This window comes from uncultured Ruegeria sp. (assembly GCF_947504215.1).
Classification (GTDB): Bacteria; Pseudomonadota; Alphaproteobacteria; order Rhodobacterales; family Rhodobacteraceae; genus Ruegeria.
On sequence record NZ_CANNGO010000003.1, the window covers coordinates 221,861 to 246,691 of the forward strand.

19 protein-coding genes and 1 pseudogene are annotated in these 24,831 nt (G+C 56.8%); 8 read left to right on the forward strand and 12 right to left on the reverse strand.

The window, feature by feature from the left end:
- Positions 1 to 7 precede the first annotated feature (7 nt).
- From Q1B21_RS08260 to Q1B21_RS08270, 3 genes and pseudogenes are all read right to left on the reverse strand, one after another.
- Positions 8 to 1,896: pseudogene (locus Q1B21_RS08260) on the reverse strand (SLC13 family permease).
- 899 nt (positions 1,897 to 2,795) lie between these two features.
- Positions 2,796 to 5,213, reverse strand: a complete 2,418-nt coding sequence (gyrB, locus tag Q1B21_RS08265; protein ID WP_299888198.1) for a DNA topoisomerase (ATP-hydrolyzing) subunit B — start codon at positions 5,211 to 5,213, stop codon at positions 2,796 to 2,798.
- A 125-nt stretch (positions 5,214 to 5,338) separates the two neighbouring features.
- Positions 5,339 to 5,911 (reverse strand): TetR/AcrR family transcriptional regulator, encoded by a 573-nt coding sequence (locus Q1B21_RS08270; protein WP_299888201.1) that lies wholly within the window; start codon positions 5,909 to 5,911, stop codon positions 5,339 to 5,341.
- Positions 5,912 to 6,011: 100 nt separating this feature from the next.
- Between Q1B21_RS08270 and Q1B21_RS08275 the strand changes: the two genes are divergently transcribed.
- On the forward strand, positions 6,012 to 6,578 hold the full coding sequence (locus tag Q1B21_RS08275) for a carboxymuconolactone decarboxylase family protein (RefSeq protein ID WP_299888204.1): 567 nt from the start codon (positions 6,012 to 6,014) through the stop codon (positions 6,576 to 6,578).
- On the opposite strand, the gene recF is transcribed toward Q1B21_RS08275, so the two are convergent.
- The 6 genes from recF to mutM form a co-directional block, all read right to left on the reverse strand.
- Positions 6,575 to 7,672 (reverse strand): DNA replication/repair protein RecF, encoded by a 1,098-nt coding sequence (recF, locus tag Q1B21_RS08280; protein WP_299888207.1) that lies wholly within the window; start codon positions 7,670 to 7,672, stop codon positions 6,575 to 6,577. The genes Q1B21_RS08275 and recF overlap by 4 nt on opposite strands.
- 59 nt (positions 7,673 to 7,731) lie before the next feature.
- Positions 7,732 to 8,853: a DNA polymerase III subunit beta gene (gene dnaN, locus Q1B21_RS08285; RefSeq protein WP_299888210.1), complete on the reverse strand. Its 1,122-nt coding sequence runs from the start codon at positions 8,851 to 8,853 to the stop codon at positions 7,732 to 7,734.
- A 228-nt stretch (positions 8,854 to 9,081) separates the two neighbouring features.
- On the reverse strand, positions 9,082 to 10,467 hold the full coding sequence (gene dnaA / locus Q1B21_RS08290) for a chromosomal replication initiator protein DnaA (RefSeq protein ID WP_298936399.1): 1,386 nt from the start codon (positions 10,465 to 10,467) through the stop codon (positions 9,082 to 9,084).
- Positions 10,468 to 11,019: 552 nt separating this feature from the next.
- Entirely contained in the window at positions 11,020 to 11,283 is a 264-nt protein-coding gene (gene rpsT, locus Q1B21_RS08295) for a 30S ribosomal protein S20 (RefSeq protein ID WP_170575014.1), read from the reverse strand.
- A 231-nt stretch (positions 11,284 to 11,514) separates the two neighbouring features.
- Positions 11,515 to 12,291: an enoyl-CoA hydratase gene (locus Q1B21_RS08300; RefSeq protein ID WP_299888214.1), complete on the reverse strand. Its 777-nt coding sequence runs from the start codon at positions 12,289 to 12,291 to the stop codon at positions 11,515 to 11,517.
- A gap of 66 nt (positions 12,292 to 12,357) precedes the next feature.
- Positions 12,358 to 13,209, reverse strand: coding sequence for a bifunctional DNA-formamidopyrimidine glycosylase/DNA-(apurinic or apyrimidinic site) lyase (mutM, locus tag Q1B21_RS08305; protein ID WP_298936401.1), 852 nt, complete (start codon positions 13,207 to 13,209; stop codon positions 12,358 to 12,360).
- An 86-nt stretch (positions 13,210 to 13,295) separates the two neighbouring features.
- On the opposite strand from mutM, the gene ubiE reads away from it, so the two are divergent.
- Both ubiE and ubiB read left to right on the forward strand, forming a co-directional pair.
- The gene (ubiE, locus tag Q1B21_RS08310) at positions 13,296 to 14,048 is read left to right on the forward strand and encodes a bifunctional demethylmenaquinone methyltransferase/2-methoxy-6-polyprenyl-1,4-benzoquinol methylase UbiE (RefSeq protein WP_299888219.1); all 753 of its coding nucleotides are present in this window, start codon (positions 13,296 to 13,298) and stop codon (positions 14,046 to 14,048) included.
- Between the two features lie 3 nt (positions 14,049 to 14,051).
- A complete protein-coding gene (ubiB, locus tag Q1B21_RS08315) occupies positions 14,052 to 15,581 on the forward strand; it encodes a 2-polyprenylphenol 6-hydroxylase (RefSeq protein ID WP_299888222.1) in 1,530 nt (509 codons plus the stop codon).
- Positions 15,582 to 15,678: 97 nt separating this feature from the next.
- Here ubiB and Q1B21_RS08320 read toward each other — a convergent pair whose 3' ends face one another.
- Positions 15,679 to 16,854 (reverse strand): acetyl-CoA C-acyltransferase family protein, encoded by a 1,176-nt coding sequence (locus tag Q1B21_RS08320; RefSeq protein ID WP_299888224.1) that lies wholly within the window; start codon positions 16,852 to 16,854, stop codon positions 15,679 to 15,681.
- A gap of 117 nt (positions 16,855 to 16,971) precedes the next feature.
- On the opposite strand from Q1B21_RS08320, the gene Q1B21_RS08325 reads away from it, so the two are divergent.
- The 5 genes from Q1B21_RS08325 (at position 16,972) to Q1B21_RS08345 (ending at position 21,654) form a co-directional block, all read left to right on the forward strand.
- Positions 16,972 to 17,535 (forward strand): helix-turn-helix domain-containing protein, encoded by a 564-nt coding sequence (locus Q1B21_RS08325; protein ID WP_298936405.1) that lies wholly within the window; start codon positions 16,972 to 16,974, stop codon positions 17,533 to 17,535.
- Between the two features lie 109 nt (positions 17,536 to 17,644).
- Positions 17,645 to 18,829 carry a glycine C-acetyltransferase gene (locus Q1B21_RS08330; RefSeq protein WP_299888226.1) on the forward strand — a complete coding sequence of 395 codons (1,185 nt, stop codon included), beginning with the start codon at positions 17,645 to 17,647 and terminating at the stop codon, positions 18,827 to 18,829.
- 14 nt (positions 18,830 to 18,843) lie between these two features.
- The gene (gene tdh, locus Q1B21_RS08335) at positions 18,844 to 19,872 is read left to right on the forward strand and encodes an L-threonine 3-dehydrogenase (protein WP_299888517.1); all 1,029 of its coding nucleotides are present in this window, start codon (positions 18,844 to 18,846) and stop codon (positions 19,870 to 19,872) included.
- A gap of 63 nt (positions 19,873 to 19,935) precedes the next feature.
- Complete coding sequence (locus Q1B21_RS08340) at positions 19,936 to 20,823, forward strand: tryptophan 2,3-dioxygenase family protein (protein WP_299082222.1); 888 nt, start codon at positions 19,936 to 19,938, stop codon at positions 20,821 to 20,823.
- A 3-nt stretch (positions 20,824 to 20,826) separates the two neighbouring features.
- Positions 20,827 to 21,654 carry an alpha/beta hydrolase gene (locus Q1B21_RS08345; RefSeq protein ID WP_299888229.1) on the forward strand — a complete coding sequence of 276 codons (828 nt, stop codon included), beginning with the start codon at positions 20,827 to 20,829 and terminating at the stop codon, positions 21,652 to 21,654.
- Between the two features lie 61 nt (positions 21,655 to 21,715).
- On the opposite strand, the gene infB is transcribed toward Q1B21_RS08345, so the two are convergent.
- Together infB and Q1B21_RS08355 are read right to left on the reverse strand one after the other, a co-directional pair.
- Complete coding sequence (gene infB / locus Q1B21_RS08350; RefSeq protein ID WP_298936409.1) at positions 21,716 to 24,199, reverse strand: translation initiation factor IF-2; 2,484 nt, start codon at positions 24,197 to 24,199, stop codon at positions 21,716 to 21,718.
- An 8-nt stretch (positions 24,200 to 24,207) separates the two neighbouring features.
- Positions 24,208 to 24,831, reverse strand: coding sequence for an RNA-binding protein (locus tag Q1B21_RS08355; RefSeq protein WP_299888231.1), 624 nt, complete (start codon positions 24,829 to 24,831; stop codon positions 24,208 to 24,210).

Consider the following 24,831-nt stretch of genomic DNA (forward strand, 5'->3'; position numbering starts at 1 on the left):
AAGCGGTCTAGAAGAAAAGCGCAAGCCCGGTCATTGAAACAACCAAGAAAAGCAGAGTCATAATTCCAACCGAGCGAACAAAATCGACCACCCGGTAGCCTGCCGGGCCCATGATCAACGCGTTCACCTGGTGTGTTGGGATCAAAAATGAGTTGGACGTTGAAATTGCCACGGTGAGAGCAAATACAGCCGGATTACCGCCCGCCGATACGGCAATAGAAACGGCTAGGGGCACTAGCAGAACAGTTGCACCTACGTTGGACATGACCAGCGTGAATGCCGTTGCCAAAACGGCTATACCTGCTTGCAACGACCAGATCGGCCAACCCTTCAGGAGGGCCAGCACATGCGCGGCAATCCAATCCGCAGTGCCGGTGTTCTGGACTGCCTGGCCCAACGGGATCAGTGAAGCGAGTAGAAAAACTGTACTCCAACTAATCGACTCGTAGGCTTCGTCAATCGAGAGCACCCGGCTCAACACCATCCCAATAGCGCCGATCAACAGGCACAACGACAAGCGCAGATCAGAGAACAGAATTAAGCTCAGCGCTATTAGGAAGAAGGCGAGTGCCCAACCGACCTTGTGTGGCCGCAACTCTTCCTGGGGAAAGTCCGAGGTTACTACCACAAAATCCCTGTCTGACTTCAGTCGGGTCAGACGGTCCCACTGCACGTGCACGACACAGGTATCGCCGACTTGCAAAGGGACTTGCCCGATATGCGTGGCAACATGATCTTCGGTTTCCACATGACTCAGTGTTTCTTCGCCACGCTGAATAGCCAACAATGACAACCCGTGTGTCTGACGGAGACGCAAATCAATCGGAGTCTGACCAACGACCGATGAACCGGGCGGAATAACAACCTCTGCAACCCCCGATTGGGTCGCGGCGAAGTCATCTGCAAAGACATCCAGTTGGAGTAGGATCTCCAAGCCGTAAGGCTCAGCAAACTGATGCTCAACAACACGGCGCAGGCCAAGCACTGCAAGCCGCGCTGGCGCTTCGATCTTTGTATCAGCCATCGGCGCGATGACCTTGTGACCGCGATAGGATGTGCCAAGAATGTATAAGTTGTGGGCGACCATGACATCTGCGAGCGTTTGTCCGATCAAGATCGAGCCCTCTGGAACACGTATCTCGAACATATCGGCCCTAAGCCCATAGGTGTTTTCGACATAGGTCTGCATGGACCGGGCTGAGCTTGCGTCCTCGCCACGCTCTCGCTGCGCAGGGAGAACCCAACGACCAAAGAGCACAAAGTAAAGCACCCCTGTCAGCACCAGCATCACACCGATAGGCGTGACTGAAAACAACCCAAATGTCTCCATTTGTTGGTCAGCCGGAAGGGTTGAATTTGCCGAAACAATCAGGTCATTCAACAGGATGAGGGCGACGACCCGACCAATGTGATCGTACCACCCAGAATCGCGCAAAACCCCATGGGCATAAGCAACCTACTCATCGGGATTTCCGTACGTGCGGAGATGCGGCTCACAACTGGCAGAAAAAGCGCAGCAGCTCCCACGTTCTGCATGAAAGAGCTGATCACACCAACCGTAGTTGAAATTATCGGGATTATCCGTGCCTCTGTCGTGCCTCCGTTCTTGAGGATCAGGGCCGCAACCTTTGACATGAGTCCAGTCTTATCAAGCCCAGCCCCAATTACCATAACTGCGATGATGGACATCACAGCGTTCGAGGAGAACCCTTCAAAGAGCTTGGATGTATCGGCTAAATTACTTAACCCCGGTAGATAGCTCAGTGCACCAAGCAGAACCATTACAAGAATTGCTGCAACATCGATCCGAATAATCTCGGTAACAAAAAGTAAGACTGTAAAAGACAATAGACTCAGTACGACTATCATTTCGTACGTCAGTGTTGGTAATTCCATATTGTACTCCCAACCTAACGTTACCTGACTACCAGCAAATACGAAGGACCAACTCTGCGCAGCAGATAAGGCCAAAATCCATCAAGCCAACTCAAGCGGCTCGTTTTCTCGGACGTGATATCTGCTGAAACCTGGAATTCGCCTACCCAATGAGATGCTGATGACAAACTCATAAGCCTCTCTCGAACATCGCGATGCGAAATGAACTTTCACTATTGCTAGATTGCCAACATATTAATTTGCCGTGTCGTCATCATTCATTTTCAGTCAATTTTGCTACCGGGATTCTGACATTGTGGCCGTGATTACTGAGGCCAATCGCGGTTGCGAGCGGTGCGGAAACAGCTGCCGGACGCAAATCTTCGATGCCTGGATCGTCAACATGTGCCGCTGGTACATGCACCGCACGGTGGAAAACACCGGCAAGTCGAAGGCCAAGTTCAACATCCGACAGCTGCCGAACGATCCCCTCCGGTGTCAGAGTTGAGGCTATTTGGGTCATCCGAAAGTGACGGCACCGAGATCGGTTGCCTGCCATTGAAGCTGAAGCTTCGGTTTCCCGCTCTTCTTTTTAGGAAGACGCAGTTACGAAAGAACAGCCGTTTTGGGCATTTGCCATCACCGCCATCTTTGGCGTGTTCTGCAAATGATGTGGCGGGAGATGCCATAAACATTCTCGGCTGCATTGGCTATGTTCGGTTCAATCGCCAACGAGCAGATTAATGCCAACGCCTGACAGAATAAAGACGCCAGACACTTTCTAGAACGCTCTTTAGAGCCTGTCGATCAATCGTGCTGCGCTCCTGCGAGAGGCCGAGCTTCCGTCGAGCGCGTTTTCGTCAGAGGCGCGCATGAGCACGAAGCAACTCTTTGCAGTGTGGGAAGCGCTACAAACAAGCTTAGAAGTCCAGGTTCTCGACACTCAATGCGTTTTGCTGAATGAACTCACGACGGGGTTCGACCACGTCGCCCATCAGCTTGGTGAACAAGTCATCCGCTTCAACCATATCGTTCACCCGCACTTGCAACAGCGTCCGCGCGTCAGGATCCAGCGTGGTTTCCCAGAGTTGATCGGGGTTCATCTCGCCCAGGCCTTTGTAGCGTTGTAGGGACAGGCCCTTTTCGCCCTCTTCCAGAATGGCACGCAGCAGGTCCAGCGGGCCGTGTATTGCCTGCAAGCGGTCGCGGCGGATCAAGCTGGCAGGGCTGTTGTAGATCTCTTGCAGGCTTTGGGTGAAGCTGCCGGTTTTGCGGGCCTCGCCCGACCGCAGCATCGGGCCGTCTAGTGTGCGCACTTCTTCGACGCCGCGCAGAATGCGAGCCAAACGGATGCCGTGATCTTGCGTGATGCGACCTTGCCAGCCGCGTTCATACTCCAATGCGATCAGGTCCAGACGCGCAGCGACCTTATCCGCTACACCTTGAAGATCGGCATCTACCGCGCCGGGCACAAAGGCGCCCGCAACGGCCGCCTGTTCCAGAATATGGCGCGGATAGTGGGTCGGGAACGCGTCCAGTACGCGCTTTAGCTGCCGGGCCTCATCCACAACCCTGGTCAGATCCTGACCGATGATTTCCTCACCCGAACCAAGCTTCAGCACGGCGCCTTCGACGCCTTGGTTGATGAGGTAGTCGTCCAGCGCTGCCTGATCTTTGAGATAAACCTCGGATTTACCACGCGAGACCTTATAAAGCGGCGGCTGGGCAATATAGAGATATCCACCTTCAATCAGCTCCGGCATCTGGCGGTAGAAGAAGGTCAACAACAGTGTCCGGATGTGCGCGCCGTCCACATCCGCATCGGTCATGATGACGATCTTGTGGTAGCGCAGCTTTTCGATGTTGAACTCATCGCGGCCAATGCCTGTACCCAGCGCCATCACGAGGTTGCCAATCTCCTGTGACGACAGCATCCGGTCAAACCGTGCGCGTTCAACGTTCAAGATCTTACCGCGCAGGGGCAAAACGGCTTGTGTCAGCCGATCACGGCCCGTCTGTGCAGATCCCCCGGCCGAGTCACCCTCGACCAGGAAGACTTCGGTCTTGGACGGATCTTTTTCCGAACAGTCTTTCAGTTTTCCGGCCAGGTAATTCACATCCATGGCCGTTTTGCGACGTGTCAATTCACGGGCCTTACGTGCGGCCTCGCGCGCCAAGGCGGCTTCGATGATCTTGCCGACAATAATCTTGGCTTCGTTCGGGTTCTCCTCAAACCACTCGGCCAGTTTCTCATTCAGCATGCTTTCCACCGCCGGACGAACTTCGGAGCTGACGAGCTTGTCTTTGGTCTGAGACGAGAATTTCGGATCCGGAACCTTTACCGACAGCACGCAAGTCAGACCTTCGCGGGCATCGTCACCGGTGAAGTTGATTTTCTCTTTTTTCGCGATCCCGCTGGATTGCGCATAGTTGTTGATCGTTCGGGTCAAGGCACCGCGGAAACCGGCAATATGGGTGCCGCCATCGCGCTGTGGGATGTTGTTGGTGAACGGCAGAACCGTCTCATGGTAGCTGTCATTCCACCACATCGCGATTTCGACGCCGATGTCGTCACGCTCGCCCTTGATATAGATTGGCTCTGGCATCGCAGAAGATTTTGACCGGTCCAGGTACTTTACGAATTCTTTGACGCCACCTTCGTAGAACAGCTCCGTCTCCAGCCGCTCAGCGGGGCGCTCATCGATCAGGATAATACGCACGCCTGAGTTCAGGAATGCCAATTCGCGCAGGCGTTTTTCCAGTGTTTCGAAGGAGTATTCGAGGTTCGAGAACGTATCGGTCGACGCCAGGAACCGTACCTCGGTTCCTGTCCGGTCTCCGCAGTCACCGACCACTTTCAAGTGTTCCGTGGTTTCACCGCCTTCAAAGCGTGCCACATGTTCTTTACCTTTGCGCCAGACGCGCAGTTCCAACCAATTGGACAGGGCGTTTACGACGGATACCCCAACTCCATGGAGACCCCCGGATACTTTGTACGAATTGCTGTCAAACTTACCCCCCGCATGCAGTTGGGTCATGATGACTTCGGCAGCAGAAACGCCTTCTTCGGGATGGATATCCACCGGAATTCCGCGGCCGTTGTCACTGACGGATACGCTGGAATCAGCATGAATTTTCACCGTCACATGGTCGGCGTGACCGGCCAGCGCCTCGTCAATTCCGTTGTCGACCACCTCGTACACCATGTGGTGCAGACCCGAGCCGTCATCGGTATCCCCGATATACATGCCGGGGCGCTTACGAACCGCCTCTAAGCCTTTGAGAACTTTGATGGAATCAGCGCCGTATTCCTGAGGTGCCTGTGCGTCTTCGGACATGCCGTTAGTACCTATATTATTTTAGGAACTTATACGTTCTCTGGTAGGGATTGTCACGCGATCCCCCAATATTTTGTGTTGGCATTGAATGTTTATATCCAACATGACCACCCAAGCCTGTTGCGTCAAAGCCGGTCGATATCTGCTGCAATATCCGCAGCTATTGCCCGCGCGTCCACGTCACTGCGCTCCGCCGACAATCGCAGACCCAAAAGGTCGGATTGATACCGCGCCGCCAGCCGATCAGGATCGTGTCCGGGGCTTATCTCACCCGCAGCTTGGGCTCGGCGAAACAGGTTCGCGAAACAGGCTTTCATCTGATCCAGATAAGCCGCCGCCCTTTGCGCCAGATCATGATCCTTGGCCTGCAATTCGGCATAGGTCTTTGCCAGCATGCAGGCTTTGGTGGGCGCCAGGGTATCTTCGATCACGCGCTTCGGCTGCGCCATGAGCGCGGCCTTGGGTCCTAAACTGTCAGCCAGCGCTGTCAGTCGGGCAATCCCATCCTGTGTGTAGCGCTCCAGTGCCAAAGCATAGAGCGCGTCTTTGGAGCCGAAGGCGGCATAGAAACTGCCCGGGTTCAGCTTCAACTCACGCTCCAGATCCTTCAGCGATGTTCCCGCCCAGCCCTGACGCCAGAAGACGTCGCGGGCCTGCACGATCAGGACCTCTCGATCATATTCGGGTTTACGGGGCATCAGTTTCACCAATTCTTGAACGTTCGCTCAAATATATACTTGAACGATCACTCAAGAAAGCCTATTTCTACCCCATCGCGCCAAAAAAAGGAGTTCCGATATGGCTGACTTCCCCTCTCATGACCTCGAAACCGCCCCGGACGGGTCCAAACCACTGCTTGAGAAATCGCAGGCTGCATTCGGGCGTCTGCCAGGGTTGCACAAAGTCATGTCTGAAAGCCCCCAGCACCTGGAAGGCTATCAGGTTCTGCACCACCTGTTCCTGCAAACCGATTTCGACAATGACGAGAAAACCGTCGTCTGGCAGACCATTAACGTTGAAAACGAATGCCACTATTGCGTGCCCGCCCATACCGGTATCGCCAAAATGATGAAGGTCTCGGACGATATCACCAACGCATTGCGTGACGAGACACCTCTGCCCACCGCCAAACTGAATGCGTTGCGCACGTTTACCTTACAGGTGATGCAGCAACGTGGAAACGTCACCGACGCAGAATTGCAGGCGTTCTTTGACGCGGGTTACACGCACCGCGCGGTGCTCGATGTGATCCTGGGCCTCGCGCAGAAAACCATGTCGAACTACGTCAACCATATGGCGCAAACGCCAGTAGACGAAGTCATGCAAGGTTTTCTGTGGGAACGTAAAGTTAGCGAACCTGCCTAGGTCGTAACGACCGAGCCGTCTTCGTCTTCGGTTACAACCAACGATTGGGCTCGATCGCCCAGTTCGGCAAACAGCTCAGGCCCGGTGCCCGTCATCCAGGCCTGAGCGCCCAGCGCGCAAATCTCGTCATACAATGCAGCCCTGCGCGTCGCGTCCAAATGCGCGGCCACCTCATCCAGCAAGACGATCGGCGGTGCGCCGACCATCCCTGCCAAGGCCCGCGCGTTCGACAGGATCAGCGAGACGAGCAACGCCTTTTGCTCGCCTGTCGAGCAATCCTTGGCTGGCACCCCCTTGGCAGCAAAGACAGCATACAGGTCCGATCGGTGCGGCCCGACCAAAGTCCGTCCCGCCGCCAAATCGCGAAACCGGCTTTCTGCCAAGGCGCCCCGCAGATCGTCTTCGGTCGTCGGCATTGTGCCTTCAGTCTGAACAAGCTCCAACTCAGCTGATGGAAAGGCAGTTTCAGCCTGATCCTGCGCAGTCCTTAAATGATCCAATGCAGCCTCGCGTGCCACATGTATGCGAGAGCCCGTTTCGGCCATCTGCCCTTCCAGTGCAGCATACCAATGGCCATCCCGTACCTGGTCCTTCAGCAGCCGATTGCGCTCACGCATAGCCTTTTCATATGTCAGCGACGCTTCGGCATGAGCGGGATCGAAACTCAGGGCAATCCGGTCCAAAAACCGGCGCCGTCCTTCGGCGCCTTCGATCCACAGCCTGTCCATTGACGGGATCAGCCAGACAACGCGCGCCAACTTGCCGAGTTCAATCTGATTGGAGGCTTTGTCATCAATCCGAACCTGCCGCGCCGCGCCAGATTCGGACCAGGTTTCAATTTCCGACCGATGTCCAAGAGAATCCAGTACTCCGGACAGCTTCCAGCCTAGCGCCTCTGGCCTGCGAGTCATTTCGGCAGCGCTGGCCCGGCGCAATCCACGCCCGGGTGAAAACAGAGAGACGGCTTCTAGAATATTGGTCTTGCCTGCGCCATTCGGCCCATGAATAATCACAGGCCGCCCATCCAGTGACAGCCGTGACAGTTTGTGCGACCGAAAATGCGAGACTGTCAGCTCGGTCAGGGCCAAAGCCATGACCCCTCCCTTCATCTTTTCAAAAATACTCGCGCCGGAGGCATCGCGCGTCAGCGCGATCAGACGCGCATCGGCATGACGACATAAACCGCACTCTGATCATTGCCTTCGCGCATCAATGTCGGGTCACCTGCCGAATTGAACATGAAAACCGCGTTTTCCCGATCCACCTGAGATGCGATTTCCAGCAGGTACTTGGCGTTGAAACCAATTTCCAGCCGTTCATCACCGTAGGCCACAGCAAGCTCTTCTTCAGCAGCACCGCTGTCGGGTGCGTTCACTGACAGGACAAGTTTATCCGCATCAAGCTGCAGTTTGACGGCGCGGGACCGTTCTGACGACACAGTCGCAACTCGGTCTACCGCCTGCGCGAATTCGGCTGCGTCAACTTCCAGCTTCCGGTTGTTCCCCTGTGGAATGACACGCGTGTAATCCGGGAAGGTTCCGTCGATCACCTTTGAGGTCAAGGTAATATCAGGCGTTGCAAAGCGAATCTTGGTTTCACTGACCGAGACGGCAATGTCCATCTCGTCATCTTCCAGCAGCTTACGCAGCTCTCCCACCGTCTTGCGCGGCACAATCACACCCGGCATATCCGCCGCACCGTCCGGCAGGTCGGCATCAATGCGCGCCAGTCGATGCCCATCTGTTGCCACGCACCGCAGAACCTTTCCGCCGTCAGATCCATCTGAAATATGCATGTAAACCCCGTTCAGATAGTAGCGGGTTTCTTCGGTTGAGATGGCAAACTTCGATTTGTCGAACAATCGGCGCAACAGCGCAGCGGATGCGGTAAAGTTCGATGCATATTCCGAAGATGCCATCACCGGAAAATCTTCTTTCGGCAAAGTTGCCAGCGAGAAATTCGAGCGCCCAGCCTCGACCGTCAATCGGCCCGCGGCGCTGTCGGCCGTCAGCGTCACCAAGGCGCCATCCGGCAGCTTTCGTACGATCTCGTGCAACGTAGTTGCGGCAACCGTGGTGGCCCCGGCTTTTTCCACCTGCGCCGGGGCTTTGTCGACAACTTCGATGTCCAGATCTGTTGCACGAAACTGCGCTGTATCGCCTTCGGCCTCGATCAGCACATTGGCCAGGATCGGAATTGTGTTGCGGCGTTCCACAACGGACTGAGCCTGCGAAACGGCCTTGAGAAGGGTGCCGCGTTCGATGCTGATCTTCATACCCTCAATTCCTCTGACTTAAGTGCCGAAATAGGCGGGACTGGCAAGTTAGCGGTTCAGCCCTGAGGCACAAGGATTTTTTATGGATTTCTGGGTCGGAATACCCATTGCGTCAAGAGGCACGTGGTGCGCCGGTCACAGTTCAGCATCGACCGTGGACAATTGCGCACAAGAAAACGCCCCGGACATCAAATCCAGGGCGTTCCTGACTGGTTTTGGCGACTTACCTCAGGCTTCGAGCGACCGGCGCAGCATTTCCACATCTTCGGCGATCTGGCCGTCTGTCACTTTCAACTCTTCGATACGTCTGACGCCGTGCATGACCGTGGTGTGATCACGCCCGCCGAACCGGCGGCCAATCTCGGGCAGCGAACGGCTTGTCAATTGTTTGCACAGATACATCGCGACCTGACGCGGGCGGGCGTAAGATCGCAAACGTTTGGGCCCGATGATATCTGACAGGCGGATATTGTAGTAGTCTGACACCTTGCGCTGGATCTCTTCGACTGAGATCTTGCGCTCAGACGCCCGCAGCACGTCGGCCAGGCAATCCTGCGTCAGCTCCATATCGATTTCGCGACCCACGAGCGATGCAAATGCAAACAGACGTGTCAGCGCGCCTTCAAGCACGCGGACATTGGTCGAGATACGATGCGCGAGGAACTCCAGCACGCCGTCGGTTATGGTCAGATCAGGGTAGGTGCTGCGGTATTGCTGCACCTTGTTCTGCAGGATACCCAGGCGCAGTTCATAATCGGTTGGGTGCAAGTCAACAACCAAGCCACATTGCAGACGCGACTTTACACGATCTTCAAGGTCTTTGATCTCGCCCGGCGCACGGTCGGCCGAAATGATGATCTGCTTGTTCTGATCCACCAGTGCATTGAACGTATGGAAGAATTCTTCCTGCGTCGAATCTTTGCCCGCGATGAATTGGACGTCATCAACCATCAGCACGTCAACCGAGCGGAACAGGTGCTTGAAATCCATCATCCGACGCTCGCGCAGCGCCTGCACAAAGCGGTACATGAATTGTTCGGCGGATAGGTACAGCACGTTCAGCTCGGGATGCTTGGTTTTGAGTTCCCACGCAATGGCATGCATCAGATGTGTCTTACCCAGCCCAACACCGCCATAAAGAACCAGTGGGTTGAAGGTGACGGGCCCGCCTTCCGAGACGCGGCGTGCGGCGGCATGGGCCAGTTCGTTGGGCTTGCCAACAACAAAGCTGTCGAAAGTAAAACGGGAATCCAGAGGCGCAGCTTGCAATGAATCCAACGGGGATTGTGGGTTATCCATTTGCGGCACAACAGCTACCTCCGGGGTCGCTTTCGATGAAGATTCGGTCACTTGCGTTGGCCGAACCGGTGAGTTGGCGGCGACGCGAAAGGCAAGGCGCTGCACCGTTTCACCCGAGGTGTTGAGCTCGTATAAAATGAGGTCCGCAAAATTCTGGCTGACATAGTTGCCCATGAAATTGGTCGGCACTGAAAAGACGGCCACACCATCCTGCAACTCCTGAAACTCCAGAGGTTCAATCCAGGTGGTGAAGTTGTTCCGACCAATAGCCTTCAGCAACTTGTTTCGAAGTAGTCCCCATTTCTCTTGTGTCATTCAGCGCCTCACGCATCCCATTCTTATTGGCCTGCCGGCCTTATCAATATGATCCGGTTCCCCGGTTTATGTACCCACACGCACAAAGGTCTACCGTCGCCAAACCAGGGGTTCAGCGGGTCAATCCTTGAAAGCTCGGTTCTTCCGTTTTTTGAACACCCCACAAAACAGGAGTGCCCCGAAAACCGGGTTGCACGTCGCAATCTCATTTTTCGACAGGGCCAAGATCAGCGGTTGTCCCGTGATCCTTAGCAGATCGGCAGCCCGGCCTAGGCCGGTCGACGACTAACGTTCCACAAACTTCCTGATGCCCGTCAGTCCGAAAGTGGAAACAGCCTGTCCCCCCAAGCGAGTGAATCGCTGGAACAGTGGTAGCAAGAGCAGCCCGGTCGCGGCAACGAAACTCTGATATTGACTCGGGTCTTTGGCCGAAAGAATCTCTTGGTTTTGGGAAGGCGCGGTATTCTGGCAACACGAAAAAAGCGCCGCAGCACGCGACGCTTTTCAAAATAGTTCAGCCTTGCTTACGTGACCCTAGGTCACTTTCTGGGCTTAACCCAGAGCTTTGACGCGCGACGACAGACGCGACATTTTGCGGGCTGCGGTGTTCTTGTGGAAGACGCCTTTGGTGACGCCGCGCATCAGCTCGGGCTGCGCTGCACGCAGAGCTGCGGTTGCAGCGTCTTTGTCGCCGGATGCGATCGCTTCTTCAACTTTACGCAGGTAGGTGCGGATGCGCGAACGACGCGCTTTGTTTACTGCGAAACGCTTTTCGTTCTGACGAGCGCGCTTCTTTGCCTGGGGCGAGTTTGCCATGTGTGTATCTGACCTTTGTTCGGTACGGTTATCTGGGTTGCGCGCCACGGGTTTGTCCGCACCGGATCAGGAATCACGAGTGTGAGTCGGGCCAAGCGGGCCGCACGCGCATGCATAGCGGCGCTAGTTATCCAAGTTTGTTGGGTTTGCCAAGCCGATTCTTGCACTCTGCATATCTGCCATGAAAAAGGCGGGCCTGACCCGCCTGTTCCGATCAAACTGTCATGCGACTTACTTATCGCGGAACTGAGCTGCGCGCTTTTCAAGGAATGCGGCCATGCCTTCTTTCTGATCTTCGGTCGCGAACATGGAGTGGAATACGCGACGCTCGAACAGCATGCCTTCACTGAGCGGCAATTCATAGCTGCGGTTAACCGCCTCTTTCGCGGCCATTGCAGACAGCTGGGATTTCTCAGCAATTTTCTGAGCAGCCCCGATTGCTTCTTCCATCAACTTCTTAGCGGGCACAACCCGGCTGACCAAACCCGAACGGTCAGCCTCTTCCGCGTCCATAAAACGGCCGGTCAGGTTCATGTCCATCGACTTGGATTTACCAACAAACCGGGTCAACCGCTGGCTGCCACCCAAACCGGCAATGACGCCCAGATTGATTTCAGGCTGGCCAAACTTGGCCGTATCGGCGGCGATAATGAAATCGCACAACATCGCCAGTTCACATCCTCCGCCCAGCGCGTAACCTGCCACGGCTGCGATGATCGGTTTGCGGATAGCGCAAATACGATCATTGACGTCGCCAAACAGGTTTTGGCCGTAAACGTCGACAAAGCTCATTTCGGACATCTCTTTGATGTCTGCGCCCGCAGCAAAAGCCTTGTCCGACCCGGTGATGACGATGCAGCGCACTTTATCATTTTCGTCAGCCTCTTCCAACGCGGTGCACAATTCACCCATCAACTGGGTGTTCAGTGCATTCAACGCATCGGGTCTGTCGAGCTTGATAAGGGCAACGTGGTCTTCGATTTCGACGATGATCGTCTCAAAAGCCATGAGATGCGAGCTTTCAGTTGTTCCGTTCAGATACGATTCCTTATCACGCAAAAACGCTGGATCAAGCTATCTTTGGCATTGCGCACAATAGAATGATGAGCGACCCGACTGGGTGATTCTCTTGATTGGTCGTCCGCAGCCATCGGTTCGGCAGGCCTCACCTTCACGTCCATATACATCAAAGCTGTGCTGAAAATATCCAAGTTCTCCATCGGCTTGTCTGAAATCTCGCAGGGACGACCCGCCCGCCTCGATCGCGTCCCGCAACACTTTCCGGATGATCGGAACCAAGGCCGCGACGCGTTGCGAAGAAATTTGACCAGCTTTACGACGTGGCGACACACCAGCACGAAAAAGCGCTTCGCAAACATAGATGTTGCCCAGACCCGCAACGATTCCCTGATCCAGAAGCGCGGATTTGACTGGCGTGTTCTTATCGCGAAACCCATCAATCAAATGCTGTTCGTGGAAATCATTGCCCAGCGGCTCGGGCCCAAGCACAGATAGCAGTTTGTGACTTTCCGCAGTCGCGGTCTGTAACAAGTCCATCGCTCCGAACCGGCGCGGATCATTAAAAGTGATGCGCGCGCCATTTTCCATGTGAAACACCACGTGGTCATGTTTTTCGGGCATCGGATGCGTGTGCGCAAACTGCCCGAGCGGATCGCCCGAAACCGTCAAGCGCCCAGACATCCCAAGATGAACCAGCAAGGTTTCCCCGCTGCTGAGATCCGCGAGAATGTATTTTGACCTTCGGCGCAGACGATCGACTCGCTGCCCTGTCAGCCGGTCGGCCATCCGCTCGGGAAACGGCCAGCGCAAATCGGGGCGATTCACATCCGCCTTGTCAATCACCACACCCTCCATTGCAGGGGTCAGGCCGCGTCTTACTGTCTCGACCTCGGGCAATTCGGGCATCTGAGAGCTCCTAATTCAATGGGCCGCATTGTGCCCGGTCCTTATGGCCCTATAACAGAGGCGAAATTCGACAAACGGCAAGGCTTATGTCCGACAATAGCGACAAGACCACTCATTTCGGGTTCGAAACCGTGCGCGAGGCTGAAAAGGCCGGCCGCGTGCAGGGCGTGTTCAACTCGGTCGCCTCGAAGTACGATGTGATGAACGACGTTATGTCGATGGGCATCCACCGCATCTGGAAGGACGCGATGATGGATTGGCTTGCGCCCCGCCCCGGCCAGCGATTGCTGGATGTGGCGGGCGGCACCGGAGATATTTCGTTCCGGTTCCTCAAGCGTGCGGGGCACGGTCACGCCACCGTTCTTGACTTGACTGAGCCGATGTTGACCGAAGGCCGTCAGCGCGCCGAAGCCGACCAGATGTCGGACAGTCTGAACTGGGTGGTGGGCGACGCGATGTCCCTCCCCTTCGAAGACAACACCTTTGACGTCTACACAATCTCGTTTGGTATTCGCAACGTGACCCGTCCTCAGGAAGCGCTGAACGAAGCCTATCGTGTGCTGAAGCCCGGCGGCCGTCTCATGGTGCTGGAGTTCAGCCAATTGCCGAATGACGGTCTGCAAAAGCTCTATGACCTCTATAGCTTCAATGTCATCCCGCGCATGGGCAAGTTAATCGCCAACGATTACGACAGCTATCAGTATCTTGTGGAATCGATCCGCAACTTCCCGGATCAGGACACGTTTCTGGGCATGGTCCACTCCGCCGGGTTCGAAAACGCCAAGTATCGCAACCTCAGCATGGGCATCGCCGCGCTGCATTCCGGCTGGAAGATCTGACGCATGCGCGGACCACACAACATCATTCGCCTGATCCGCACAGGCGCCACGCTAGAGCGCACGGGCGCAATGAATGTCGTTCTTGACGCGTTCGAGGCACCGCGCTCATTGCGCTTCGTGGCCCACGCGCTGGGCAAACCCTTCCAATGGCTTGGCTACAAAGGCGACCTCGCCATGCCACCCGCCACGCGCGCCCTGACGGCGCTGGGTCCTGCGTACATCAAATTCGGTCAGGTGCTCTCAACGCGCCCGGATGTGGTTGGAAACGAGCTGGCCGAACAATTGCGTGTGCTGCAGGATAAGCTGCCCCCTTTCTCCAAAGCCGAGGCGATGGCCGAAGTGGAAAAAGAACTTGGCCAACCCGTGGCCGAGATTTTCAGCGAGTTCAGTGAACCCATCGCCGCCGCGTCAATTGCACAGGTTCACAAGGCAAAGCTCGTCAGCACCCGTGAAGACGTCGCCGTCAAGGTCCTGCGCCCCGGTATCGAGCGGGCGTTCCGCAAAGACGTCGACGCGTTCTATTTCGCCGCCCGGATCGTGCAGCTGTTTGCGCCCAGCGCCCGACGCCTGCGACCCATGGAGGTGATCGAGCATTTCGATGGGGTAGTCCGGGGCGAACTTGACCTGCGCCTGGAAAGCTCTGCCGCGTCAGAATACGCCGCCAACACAAAAAACGATTCCGGATTCTGGCTGCCGCCGGTTGTCTGGTCCCTATCCGCCCGTCGCGTGATGACGCTCAGTTGGGCGGATGGTGTGCCGCTGGGTGAAAACGATGCGCTGGACGCCGCAGGTCACAATCGTAACGATCTGGCAGAGCGGGTCTTGCGCCTGTTTCTTCTGCACGCGCTACGCGACGGGTTTTTCCATGCTGATATGCATCAGGGCAACCTGAAAGTCGCCGCCAACGGGGACATCATTGCCTATGACTACGGCATCATGGGCCATATCGACGAATACACTCGCCGCGTCTATGCCGAAATTCTCTTCGGCTTCATCCGCCGCGATTACAAACGCGTGGCCGAAGTGCATTTCGAAGCGGGCTACGTGCCTGCGAATCAAGATGTGGACGAATTCGCCCGCGCCCTGCGCGCGGTGGGCGAGCCGATCTTTGGCATGGATGCAACGCATATCTCGATGGGCCGCCTGCTGAGCTATCTGTTCGAAGTGACCGAACGGTTCGGCATGGAAACCCGAACCGAGCTGATCCTGCTACAACGCACAATGGTTGTGGTCGAGGGTGTGGCCCGTTCTCTGGACCCACATATGAACATCTGGGAGGTGGCGCGCCCAGTGGTCGAAGATTACATCAAGCAATCCATCGGACCACGTGCAGCCCTCAGGGATCTTGGCAAAACCGCGATGGTTCTGGCTCGTTTTGGCCCACGGTTGCCTGCCTTGGTGGAAAGCGCCCTGATCGCCCAGACCCAAAAAGACGAACCGCAAAATTCGCGCCTTCGTTCAAAAATCCTGCCTGCAATTCTTGGTGCCGTAACCGGTGCCGCGGTTGTTTTGGTAATCCTGGCACTCGGATGACTCCGGCCCAGCGACTTCATCTGGTCAAAAATATCCTCGGAGGGAATCGCGCCTCGGCGCGATGGGGGGCAGACAGCCCCCCACGCCCGATCGCCGATCAGAGCCGTTCAATGGCAATGGCGATCCCCTGACCACCACCAATGCACATTGTGATCAACCCTTTGCATCCACCGGTGCGCTCCAGCTCATATAGGGTCTTCAGCGTAATGATCGCTCCGGTGGCCCCGACAGGGTGCCCCAGTGCGATAGCCCCTCCATTGGGGTTAACCTTGGCAGCGTCCAGCCCCAGTTCCTGATTGACAGCGAGAGCCTGCGCCGCAAAGGCCTCGTTGCTTTCAACGACGTCGAAATCGCCCGCGGACAAACCGGTCTTCTTCAGCAGGTTCTGCACCGCCGGGACCGGGCCAATCCCCATCACCTCGGGGCGGACACCCGCATGGGCATACCCCAGAATGCGTGCCTTGGGTTTCAAACCCGCCTTCTCGGCCGCGTCTGCGGTGGCCAGGACCATCGCCGCGGCACCGTCATTAATGCCGGATGCATTTCCGGCTGTAACCCGACCGTCTTTTTTGAACACTGCCCGTAACCCTGCCAGCGCCTCAGCCGTGGTCGCTTTGGGGTGTTCGTCGACATTGAAATCAACCATGTCCCGCTTGACCTTGACCTGCACAGGCGTGATTTGGTTTTCGAAGTACCCCGCCTCAATCGCAGCGGCGGCACGGGCCTGGCTCGTCAATGCGAACTCATCCATCTGCTCACGGCTGATCTGATGCTCATCCGCGACGTTCTCTGCCGTAACGCCCATGTGACCGGTGCCAAATGGACAGTTTAGTGCGCCCAGCATCATATCCATCGAGGTTACATCGCCCATCTTCGCACCCCACCGGGCCTGAGGCACAATGTAGGGGCTGCGCGACATGCTCTCGGCACCACCAGCCACTGCAAATTCGGCATCACCCAGCATCAGAGATTGGACGGCTGAGACAATCGCCTGCGCACCCGATCCACACAGACGGTTGACATTCATCGCTGGCGTTCCATTGGGAATACCCGCCTGCATCGCCGCCACCCGCGAAAGATACATGTCGCGGGGTTCGGTGTTGATCACATGGCCAAAGACCACATGCCCGATCTGTGCGCCTTCTACCCCCGAACGCTCAAGCGCTGCTTCGGTTGCGACGGTTGCCAGATCAATGGGGGCGGTTGATGCCAAGGCGCCGCCAAATGTTCCGATTGCGGTGCGGGCACCGTCCAGCAATACGATATCGGTCATATTTTTCTCCTCCAGGGTTTGGCGGCAGTATGCACTCGCAGCATAGGGCTGTCCCATAGGACGTCCCGTCACGGCCAAGATTGACATTGCATCAGCCTGCGCGCATGAATTTCCGTCATGACGGAAGACACAGACGATATCCTGACGCGCCTGCCCGCCCGCCTGAAAGAGGCGCGTCGTGCCAAAGGGCTTTCGCTCGAAGCCGTGGCGAACCTAAGCGGTGTGTCTCGGTCCATGGTCAGCCAGATCGAACGAGGTGAAAGCAGCCCGACAATCTCGACCCTGTGGAACCTGACCCGCGCATTGCAGGTGGATTTTGCAGGGCTTCTGGAAGAGGGCAGCATCGCAGACCAGATTGAGGTTCTCAGAAGGACTGAAGTGCCCAGCATCGACAATATGGGCCAGAACTGCCGCATCCGCATCTTATCGCCGCCCGAAGAGGCTGGCGGTCATGAGGTTTACGACATCCAGTTTGACCAAGATGGGGGGCTGAACAGCCAGCCACATGCGCGGGGTGCGCAGGAGCAATTGACCGTTCTGGAAGGCGCTGTTCGCGTGACATCAGGCTCCGCCGTGTCCGAATTACAGCAGGGTGATACTGCGCGGTACGCAGCAGACGTTGTGCACGCCATTTCCGCGAAGGGACCGGCCCGCGTCTTTCTGATCGTCAAAAACGCCTGACCTCGGCGGCATTCCGCCTTCACGGAAATTTTTCCGTAATCTTGCACTTCTCCTATTTGGGAAATTTATCCGCTATGTTAGATATGCGACTCAAAGCAAGGAGATCGCCATGGCAGATGCATTCCTGTCCCACATCACGGACACCCTGACGCAGATCAAATCTGAGGGGCTGTATAAGCGCGAGCGAATGATCACCTCGCCCCAGGGTGGTGAGATTACTGTGGGCGGCAAGCAGGTGATCAACCTGTGCGCCAACAACTATCTGGGCCTTGCGGATCACCCTGCCCTGATTGACGCCGCCAAAGACGCGATGGAGCCGAAGGGCTTCGGCATGGCCTCGGTTCGGTTCATCTGTGGCACGCAAGACATCCACCGCGAGTTGGAGCAGCGCCTGGCGAAGTTTCTGAATAAGGACGATTCGATCCTATTTGCCGCCTGTTTCGACGCCAATGGCGGGTTGTTCGAGCCTTTACTAGGGCCAGAAGACGCCATCATTTCGGACAGCCTGAACCACGCCTCGATCATCGACGGAGTGCGCCTGTGCAAGGCCAAACGCTATCGTTATCTGAACAACGACATGAATGACCTCGAAGCCTGGCTGAAACAGGCGCGCGAGGAAGGCGCGCGGCATATCATGATCGCGACCGACGGCGTGTTCTCTATGGATGGCTATCTGGCCAATCTGCCCGCAATCCGGGAACTGGCCGACAAATACGACGCGATTGTCATGGTGGACGACTGCCACGCCACCGGCTTTATGGGGCCACACGGTGCGGGCACACCGGATCACTTCGGTGTTGATGTAGACATCCTGACGGGAACACTGGGCAAAGCACTTGGGGGGGCAATCGGCGGTTACATCGCCGGGCCGCAGCCAGTGATCGACCTGCTGCGGCAGCGGGCGCGGCCCTATCTGTTTTCCAATTCGCTGCCGCCATCAATTGTCGCCGCCGGACTGGAAGCCATCCGTTTGGTCGAAGAGGGCGACATGCTGCGCGCCCAGTTGTTTGGTAACGCCAAATACTGGCGCGCGGGGCTGGAAAAGCTGGGCTTTGACCTACTGCCCGGCGAACACCCAATCATCCCGGTGATGCTGGGCGAGGCGCAACTGGCACAGGACATGGCATCAAGGCTGTTTGACGAAGGCGTCTATGTCTCGGGTTTTTTCTTCCCCGTGGTCCCTCGCGGGCAGGCGCGGATCAGAACGCAGATGAATGCAGCCCTTACCAAAGACGAACTAGACAGGGCACTGGCCGCATTTGGTAAGGTCGGTAAAGAGTTGGGGGTGATCTGATGCGCCCTAACACGATGAAAGCGCTGGAAAAATCAAAACCCAACGAAGGTCTGTGGGTGGTTCAGGCCCCGGTTCCTGAAATTGGGCCGGATGAGGTTCTGATCCGGATCAACAAAACGGGGATATGCGGCACCGACATTCACATCTGGAACTGGGATGATTGGGCCGCCGCCACCGTGCCGGTTCCTATGATCACCGGCCATGAGTTCGCTGGTGAAATCGTCGAGCTTGGGCGCAATGTGACGGGCCTGGAGATCGGCCAAAGATGCTCGGGCGAGGGGCATCTGATCGGAACCGACAGTCGCCAAAGCCGGGCGGGTAAATTCCATCTCGATCCCGGTACACAGGGGATCGGAGTGAACGAACAGGGCGCATTTGCCGAATACCTGAAACTACCCGCCTTCAACGTCGTCCCATTGCCAGATGACATCCCGGATGAAATTGGCGCGATCCTGGACCCTTTAGGCAATGCGGTGCACACGGCGCTGAGTTTTGATTTGCTGGGCGAAGACGTCCTGATCACCGGCGCCGGCCCCATCGGCATCATGGCCGCAGCAGTCGCCCGCCATGCCGGCGCACGCAATGTGGTGATCACCGACATCAACGCAGATCGTCTGAAGCTGGCACATCACGTTGTCCCGACGGTCCGCACCGTGGACGTCACAGCAGAAGACCTGCAAGACGTCATCACCGAGTTGGATTTGAAAGAGGGCTTTGACGTTGGCCTCGAAATGTCAGGCTCGCAAGCAGCATTGGATCAGATGATCGAAGCGTTGGTCATGGGCGGCAAGATTGCTCTGCTGGGCATCCCCCCGGGCAAATCGCCTGTGGATTGGAGCCGTATCGTCTTCAAAGCGATCACCATCAAGGGCGTCTACGGGCGCGAGATGTTCGAGACCTGGTACAAGATGATCGCCATGTTGCAAAACGGTCTGGATGTCAGCCGCGTCATTACCCATCGCTATTCCGTCGACGAATTCGCCCAAGGATTCGCAGCGATGAAATCTGGCCTGTCTGGCAAAGTGGTTCTGAACTGGACGTAACCCGCTGGAAAGTTACAAACTCAACCCCTAAACAGGTGCAAAACAACACTGCGGAGGGGTGAAATGGGCGACGAGAATACCGAAGATCGCTTTGTGGAACGTGGCATCGAGGAATCGCTGGTCACCGATTTTGCCGAGACTCATCGCAAGAGTTATGGAGACTTCCTTCAACTCAAGACCCTGCTAAACCTGCAAAAAACCTTTCAGGACCCTGCCCAACCGGATGAGATGTTGTTTATCATCATTCATCAGGTCAGCGAGCTGTGGTTGAAGCTGATGCATCACCAGCTTGTCGAGGTCCGGCGCTTTCTGCAGCACGATGAGTTTGGTCCGGCGATGAAAAATCTGGACCGGATCAAAGCGATCCAGCGCCAACTGATCACCGCATGGGAAACCCTGCTGACCATGACGCCTGCTGACTACATGACGTTCCGCGCGGCATTGGGCAGTTCATCGGGATTTCAAAGCTATGGTTATCGGCAGATTGAATTCATTCTGGGCAACAAAGATGCCTCGACCCTGAAAGTACATCAGCATGATCCTGAAGTTATGGAGATGCTGAACGCCGCCCTAACCAAGCCATCGCTGTATGACGAGATATTGCACATGTTGGCACGTCAGGGTTTTGACGTCCCTAACGACTTGATCGAACGGGACTACGCCGTACCCTATTCCGGGGACCCGCGCGTCGTGCAAATTTGGGTTCAGGTGTTTCAAGACACGCAAAAATACTGGGATCTTTATGCCTTGGCCGAAAAGCTGATGGATGTAGAAAGCCTGTTTCAACGCTGGCGTTTTGATCACGCAACTGCGGTCGAAAGGGTCATCGGCATGCAGCCTGGTACTGGCGGATCCAGCGGTGTCGCCTTCTTGCGCAAGGCGCTGGACCTGCGTTTCTTCCACGACTTGTATGATATGCGGTCCGAACTGATGTATCGCGGGCAGGACTAAGACATGCTATATCGTGGGTTCTCGCATGAGGAATTGGAGCGGGAATACTCTCCAAGTTCAATGATCGGTGGCGACCTGTCTCCCTATCTGGCCAGCTATGACGCGTTGAGCGCCCAGGCGCGGGCGAGTCTGCAGGTGAAAGAAAACCTGCCTTATGGCGAAAGCCCGACGCAGGTTCTGGACTTCTTCCCGGCGAAAGGGGCAGGCGCACCGCTGCATGTCTTTTTTCACGGCGGCTATTGGCAGGCACTTAGCCAGCGCGAGTCGTCCATGATGGCCCCGGCGCTGATCGACGCCGAACAGTCCTTCGCCTCGCTGAACTACACGCTCGCCCCAGATGCTAAGTTGGACCAAATGGTCTCCGAATGCCGCGATGCTCTGCTGTGGCTGGCCTCGAATGCTTTTTCGTTGGGTTTCGACCCATCGCGGGTGACGCTATCGGGGCACAGTGCCGGTGCGCATCTGGTCGCCATGGTCATGGCAACGTCTGCCGATGCGCTGGCGCGGGCTGGATTGCGCGTGCGCGACGTGGTTCTGGTCAGTGGCATTTATGATCTGGAGCCAATCAGCCTGACGTCTGTGAACGATCCGCTACAGCTGACCCCGCTTGAGATACATGATCTGTCGCCCATCCTGCACTTGCCCGCCCCCGGCCCGCGCTACCATGTGACTGTGGCCGAGAGGGACACGCGCGAGTTTATCCGCCAAAGCCGGGAGTATGCGGAACTGCTGCGCAAAGGTGGGCATTCGGTCGGCTTCGATCTGAAGAAAGGGATGCAGCATTTCGACATCATCATGCATCCCGGTACTTTCCTACCCGCCGGGCAGTAGCCACAAAGAAAAACAGCGGCCCTATCGGGCCGCTGTTTTTTTGTCTCGATGACGCTCAGGATCACTCCAAAGTACGGGTGACTTCTTCGCGCTCGAAAATCTCGATCACATCACCTGCGCGGATATCGTCGTAGTTTTCAAACGCCATACCGCATTCCTGACCCGACTGAACCTCGGCCACTTCGTCCTTGAAGCGCTTCAGCGTCTTCAGCGTGCCTTCGTGGATCACCACGTTGTCGCGCAGCAGGCGGACACCGGCAGAACGACGTGCGACACCTTCAGTGACCAGACAGCCGGCGACCTTGCCGACACCGGTGACCTTGAAGACTTCGCGGATCTCGGCGTAACCGATGAACTTTTCGCGGATCTCGGCGCTCAGCAGACCGGATGCGGCCGCTTTCACGTCGTCGACCAGATCGTAGATCACCGAATAGTACCGGATCTCCACGCCCTTCTGGTTCGCAGTGTTCCGGGCTGAGGCATTGGCACGCACGTTAAAGCCCAGGATCGGTGCACCAGAGGCTTCGGCCAGGCCAACATCCGTCTCGGTGATGGCACCCACGCCCGAATGCAGCACGCGCACGCGCACCTCATCATTGCCGATCTTCTCCATCGCCTGAACAATGGCTTCGGCAGACCCTTGAACGTCCGCCTTCATCAGGATCGGCAGTTCGGCCATGTTTTCGTCTTCCTTGGCCTTCTGCATCAACTGCTCAAGGGTTGTCGCGGCGCCAGCGGCAGCGCGTTTGTCCTTGGCGGCTTTCTCACGATACTCAGCGATTTCGCGGGCCTGAGCCTCGGTCTCGGTCACGTTCAGAACGTCCCCAGCTTCGGGTGTACCGTTCAAGCCCAGAACCTCGACAGGCACAGAAGGTCCTGCCTCTTGCACGCGCTCGCCCTTGTCGTTGATCAGGGCACGGACTTTACCGTACTGCTCACCCACAACAAAGATATCGCCCTGACGCAGTGTGCCGTTCTGAACCAGAACGGTGGCCACAGGACCACGTCCTACATCCAGCTGCGCTTCGATCACTGCACCCTGGGCCGCGCGATTCGGGTTGGCCTTGAGTTCCAGAATTTCGGATTGCAGCGCAATGGCTTCCAGCAGTTCACCAAGACCCTGACCAGTGATGGCCGAGACCTCAACATCCTGCACTTCACCCGACATCTTCTCGACGATCACTTCGTGCTGCAGCAAGTCTGTGCGCACCTTGTCCGGGTTGGCATCTGGCTTATCGATCTTGTTGATCGCCACGATCATTGGAACTTCGGCAGCCTTCGCGTGGTTGATCGCCTCAATCGTCTGCGGCATGACCGCATCGTCAGCAGCAACAACCAACACAACGATATCCGTCACCTGTGCGCCGCGTGAGCGCATCGAGGTAAAGGCCGCGTGGCCCGGCGTATCCAGGAAAGACAGCGTGGTGCCGCCCTCGGTTTTCACCTGATAAGCACCGATATGCTGTGTGATGCCGCCTGCTTCGCCAGCGACGACACGCGCATCACGGATTGCATCCAGAAGCGATGTCTTGCCGTGGTCGACGTGACCCATGATTGTAATGACCGGCGGACGTGACTGCAGGTCTTTGTCGTCATCTTCGACTTCTTTGATGACGTCTTCCACATCCGAATCAGAGACGCGGGTCACCTTGTGACCAAATTCTTCGATGATCAGCTCGGCTGTATCGGCGTCGATGGTTTGGTTTTGCGTCACCATCATGCCCATGTTCATCAGCGATTTGACAACATCTGCCACACGCTCGGCCATACGGTTGGCCAGCTCTGAAACCGTGATGGCCTCGGGCAGCTGTACGTCGCGGATCACCTTTTCCCGCTCGACAGTTCCGCCCATCGCCTTTTGACGTGCACGTTCCTGCTTGCGCTTCATCGCCGCCATAGAGCGCTGGCGTCCACCTTCGCCACCGGTAGCCTGGCCCAGAGTCAGTTTGCCGGAGCGACGGTTGTCATCACGACCTTTGCCTCGGTTGCCGCGTTGCTCACGCTCGCGATCGTTTTTCCTTGGCGTTGCAGCCGGTGCAGGTTTGTTGGCCGGACTACGCGGAGCCGCCGCCTTAGGTTCCACCGGTTCTGCCGGAGCAGCGGCGCGTTGTGCCGCTATTTCGGCCTCTTTGCGCTTGCGATCTTCCTCTTCGGCCTTAGCGCGCGCGCGTTCTTCGGCTTCGCGCTGTTCGCGTTCCTTGGCCTCTTGTTCGGCACGGCGACGGGCACGCTCTTCTTCGCGCGCCTTTTCCTGTGCTTCTCGCTGTGCGGCCTCTTCGGACTCGCGCGCTTTGGCCGCCTGCAATGCCTTCATACGGCGGGCCATCTCGGCATCAGAAATGCCTGCAGGACGACGCGAAGGATCACCTGACGGTGCAGCACCGCCACCGGACTTGGTTGCGCCCGGCTTGGGGACCACCACGCGTTTGCGTTTGGTTTCCACCACGACATTCTTGGTGCGTCCGTGGCTGAAACTCTGTTTCACATTTCCGGGGCGTGCCCCGCCACGTAGACCCAATGTCTTTTTGCCGTCACTATCGCTCATAAAGCTTCTTACCCTTCCGCGCGGCCCTTGCCGCCGTCATCCTTTTCGCGCAAGCCACGCAGGCGCTGCGCTTCCTCTACAACACGTTTGGCGAGTCCGCCAGAGGCCAGCGCCGCATGAATCACGGTTTGGCGCCCAAATGCCTGTCCTAACTCGTCCGCAGTCAGCCAACCGATGTACTTGCCAAAGTGCGGCGTGCTCAGTTTGGACTTACCGCGCCCAGATCCATCAGCGGCCTGTAGCAGAACCTGAGCCTCTTCCCGGTCCAGCCACGTCTTGACCTTTTCATAGCCCGCGACAGCGTCGCCTGACTTGCGCGCCAGGCTGAGCAACTCAACCACACGGCGCGCGACTTGCTTTTCGACCTCGTCCGCCAGATCCTTTGATGCAGTCACCTGCGCCTTGAACCCGCGTGCGAACAGTTTCTTGCCGATGGCCTTATCCAGCGCAGCACGGTCCGATGCCACATAAACCCCGCGTCCCGGCAGTTTTGCCGCAACATCGGGAAAGACCTGACCATCCGGTCCCGACACAAAGCGGATCAGCCCATATTTTGGCTGAACCTCGCCCGTGGCGATGCATTTGCGCTCAGGTCCTTCGGACCGATCTTTATGGACGCCACCGCGACCCAT

Coding starts and splice junctions, on each gene's coding strand:
- Q1B21_RS08320 (WP_299888224.1), bottom strand. CDS start 16,854: ATGACCGATATCGTATTGCTGGACGGTGCCCGCACCGCAATCGGAACA.
- gyrB (WP_299888198.1), bottom strand. CDS start 5,213: ATGTCCGAAGACGCACAGGCACCTCAGGAATACGGCGCTGATTCCATC.
- ubiE (WP_299888219.1), top strand. CDS start 13,296: ATGTCCGACAATAGCGACAAGACCACTCATTTCGGGTTCGAAACCGTG.
- mutM (WP_298936401.1), bottom strand. CDS start 13,209: ATGCCCGAATTGCCCGAGGTCGAGACAGTAAGACGCGGCCTGACCCCT.
- Q1B21_RS08300 (WP_299888214.1), bottom strand. CDS start 12,291: ATGGCTTTTGAGACGATCATCGTCGAAATCGAAGACCACGTTGCCCTT.
- Q1B21_RS08345 (WP_299888229.1), top strand. CDS start 20,827: ATGCTATATCGTGGGTTCTCGCATGAGGAATTGGAGCGGGAATACTCT.
- tdh (WP_299888517.1), top strand. CDS start 18,844: ATGAAAGCGCTGGAAAAATCAAAACCCAACGAAGGTCTGTGGGTGGTT.
- dnaA (WP_298936399.1), bottom strand. CDS start 10,467: ATGACACAAGAGAAATGGGGACTACTTCGAAACAAGTTGCTGAAGGCT.
- Q1B21_RS08340 (WP_299082222.1), top strand. CDS start 19,936: ATGGGCGACGAGAATACCGAAGATCGCTTTGTGGAACGTGGCATCGAG.
- Q1B21_RS08275 (WP_299888204.1), top strand. CDS start 6,012: ATGGCTGACTTCCCCTCTCATGACCTCGAAACCGCCCCGGACGGGTCC.
- recF (WP_299888207.1), bottom strand. CDS start 7,672: ATGGCTTTGGCCCTGACCGAGCTGACAGTCTCGCATTTTCGGTCGCAC.
- dnaN (WP_299888210.1), bottom strand. CDS start 8,853: ATGAAGATCAGCATCGAACGCGGCACCCTTCTCAAGGCCGTTTCGCAG.
- ubiB (WP_299888222.1), top strand. CDS start 14,052: ATGCGCGGACCACACAACATCATTCGCCTGATCCGCACAGGCGCCACG.
- Q1B21_RS08355 (WP_299888231.1), bottom strand. CDS start 24,831: ATGGGTCGCGGTGGCGTCCATAAAGATCGGTCCGAAGGACCTGAGCGC.
- Q1B21_RS08325 (WP_298936405.1), top strand. CDS start 16,972: ATGACGGAAGACACAGACGATATCCTGACGCGCCTGCCCGCCCGCCTG.
- infB (WP_298936409.1), bottom strand. CDS start 24,199: ATGAGCGATAGTGACGGCAAAAAGACATTGGGTCTACGTGGCGGGGCA.
- rpsT (WP_170575014.1), bottom strand. CDS start 11,283: ATGGCAAACTCGCCCCAGGCAAAGAAGCGCGCTCGTCAGAACGAAAAG.
- Q1B21_RS08330 (WP_299888226.1), top strand. CDS start 17,645: ATGGCAGATGCATTCCTGTCCCACATCACGGACACCCTGACGCAGATC.
- Q1B21_RS08270 (WP_299888201.1), bottom strand. CDS start 5,911: ATGCCCCGTAAACCCGAATATGATCGAGAGGTCCTGATCGTGCAGGCC.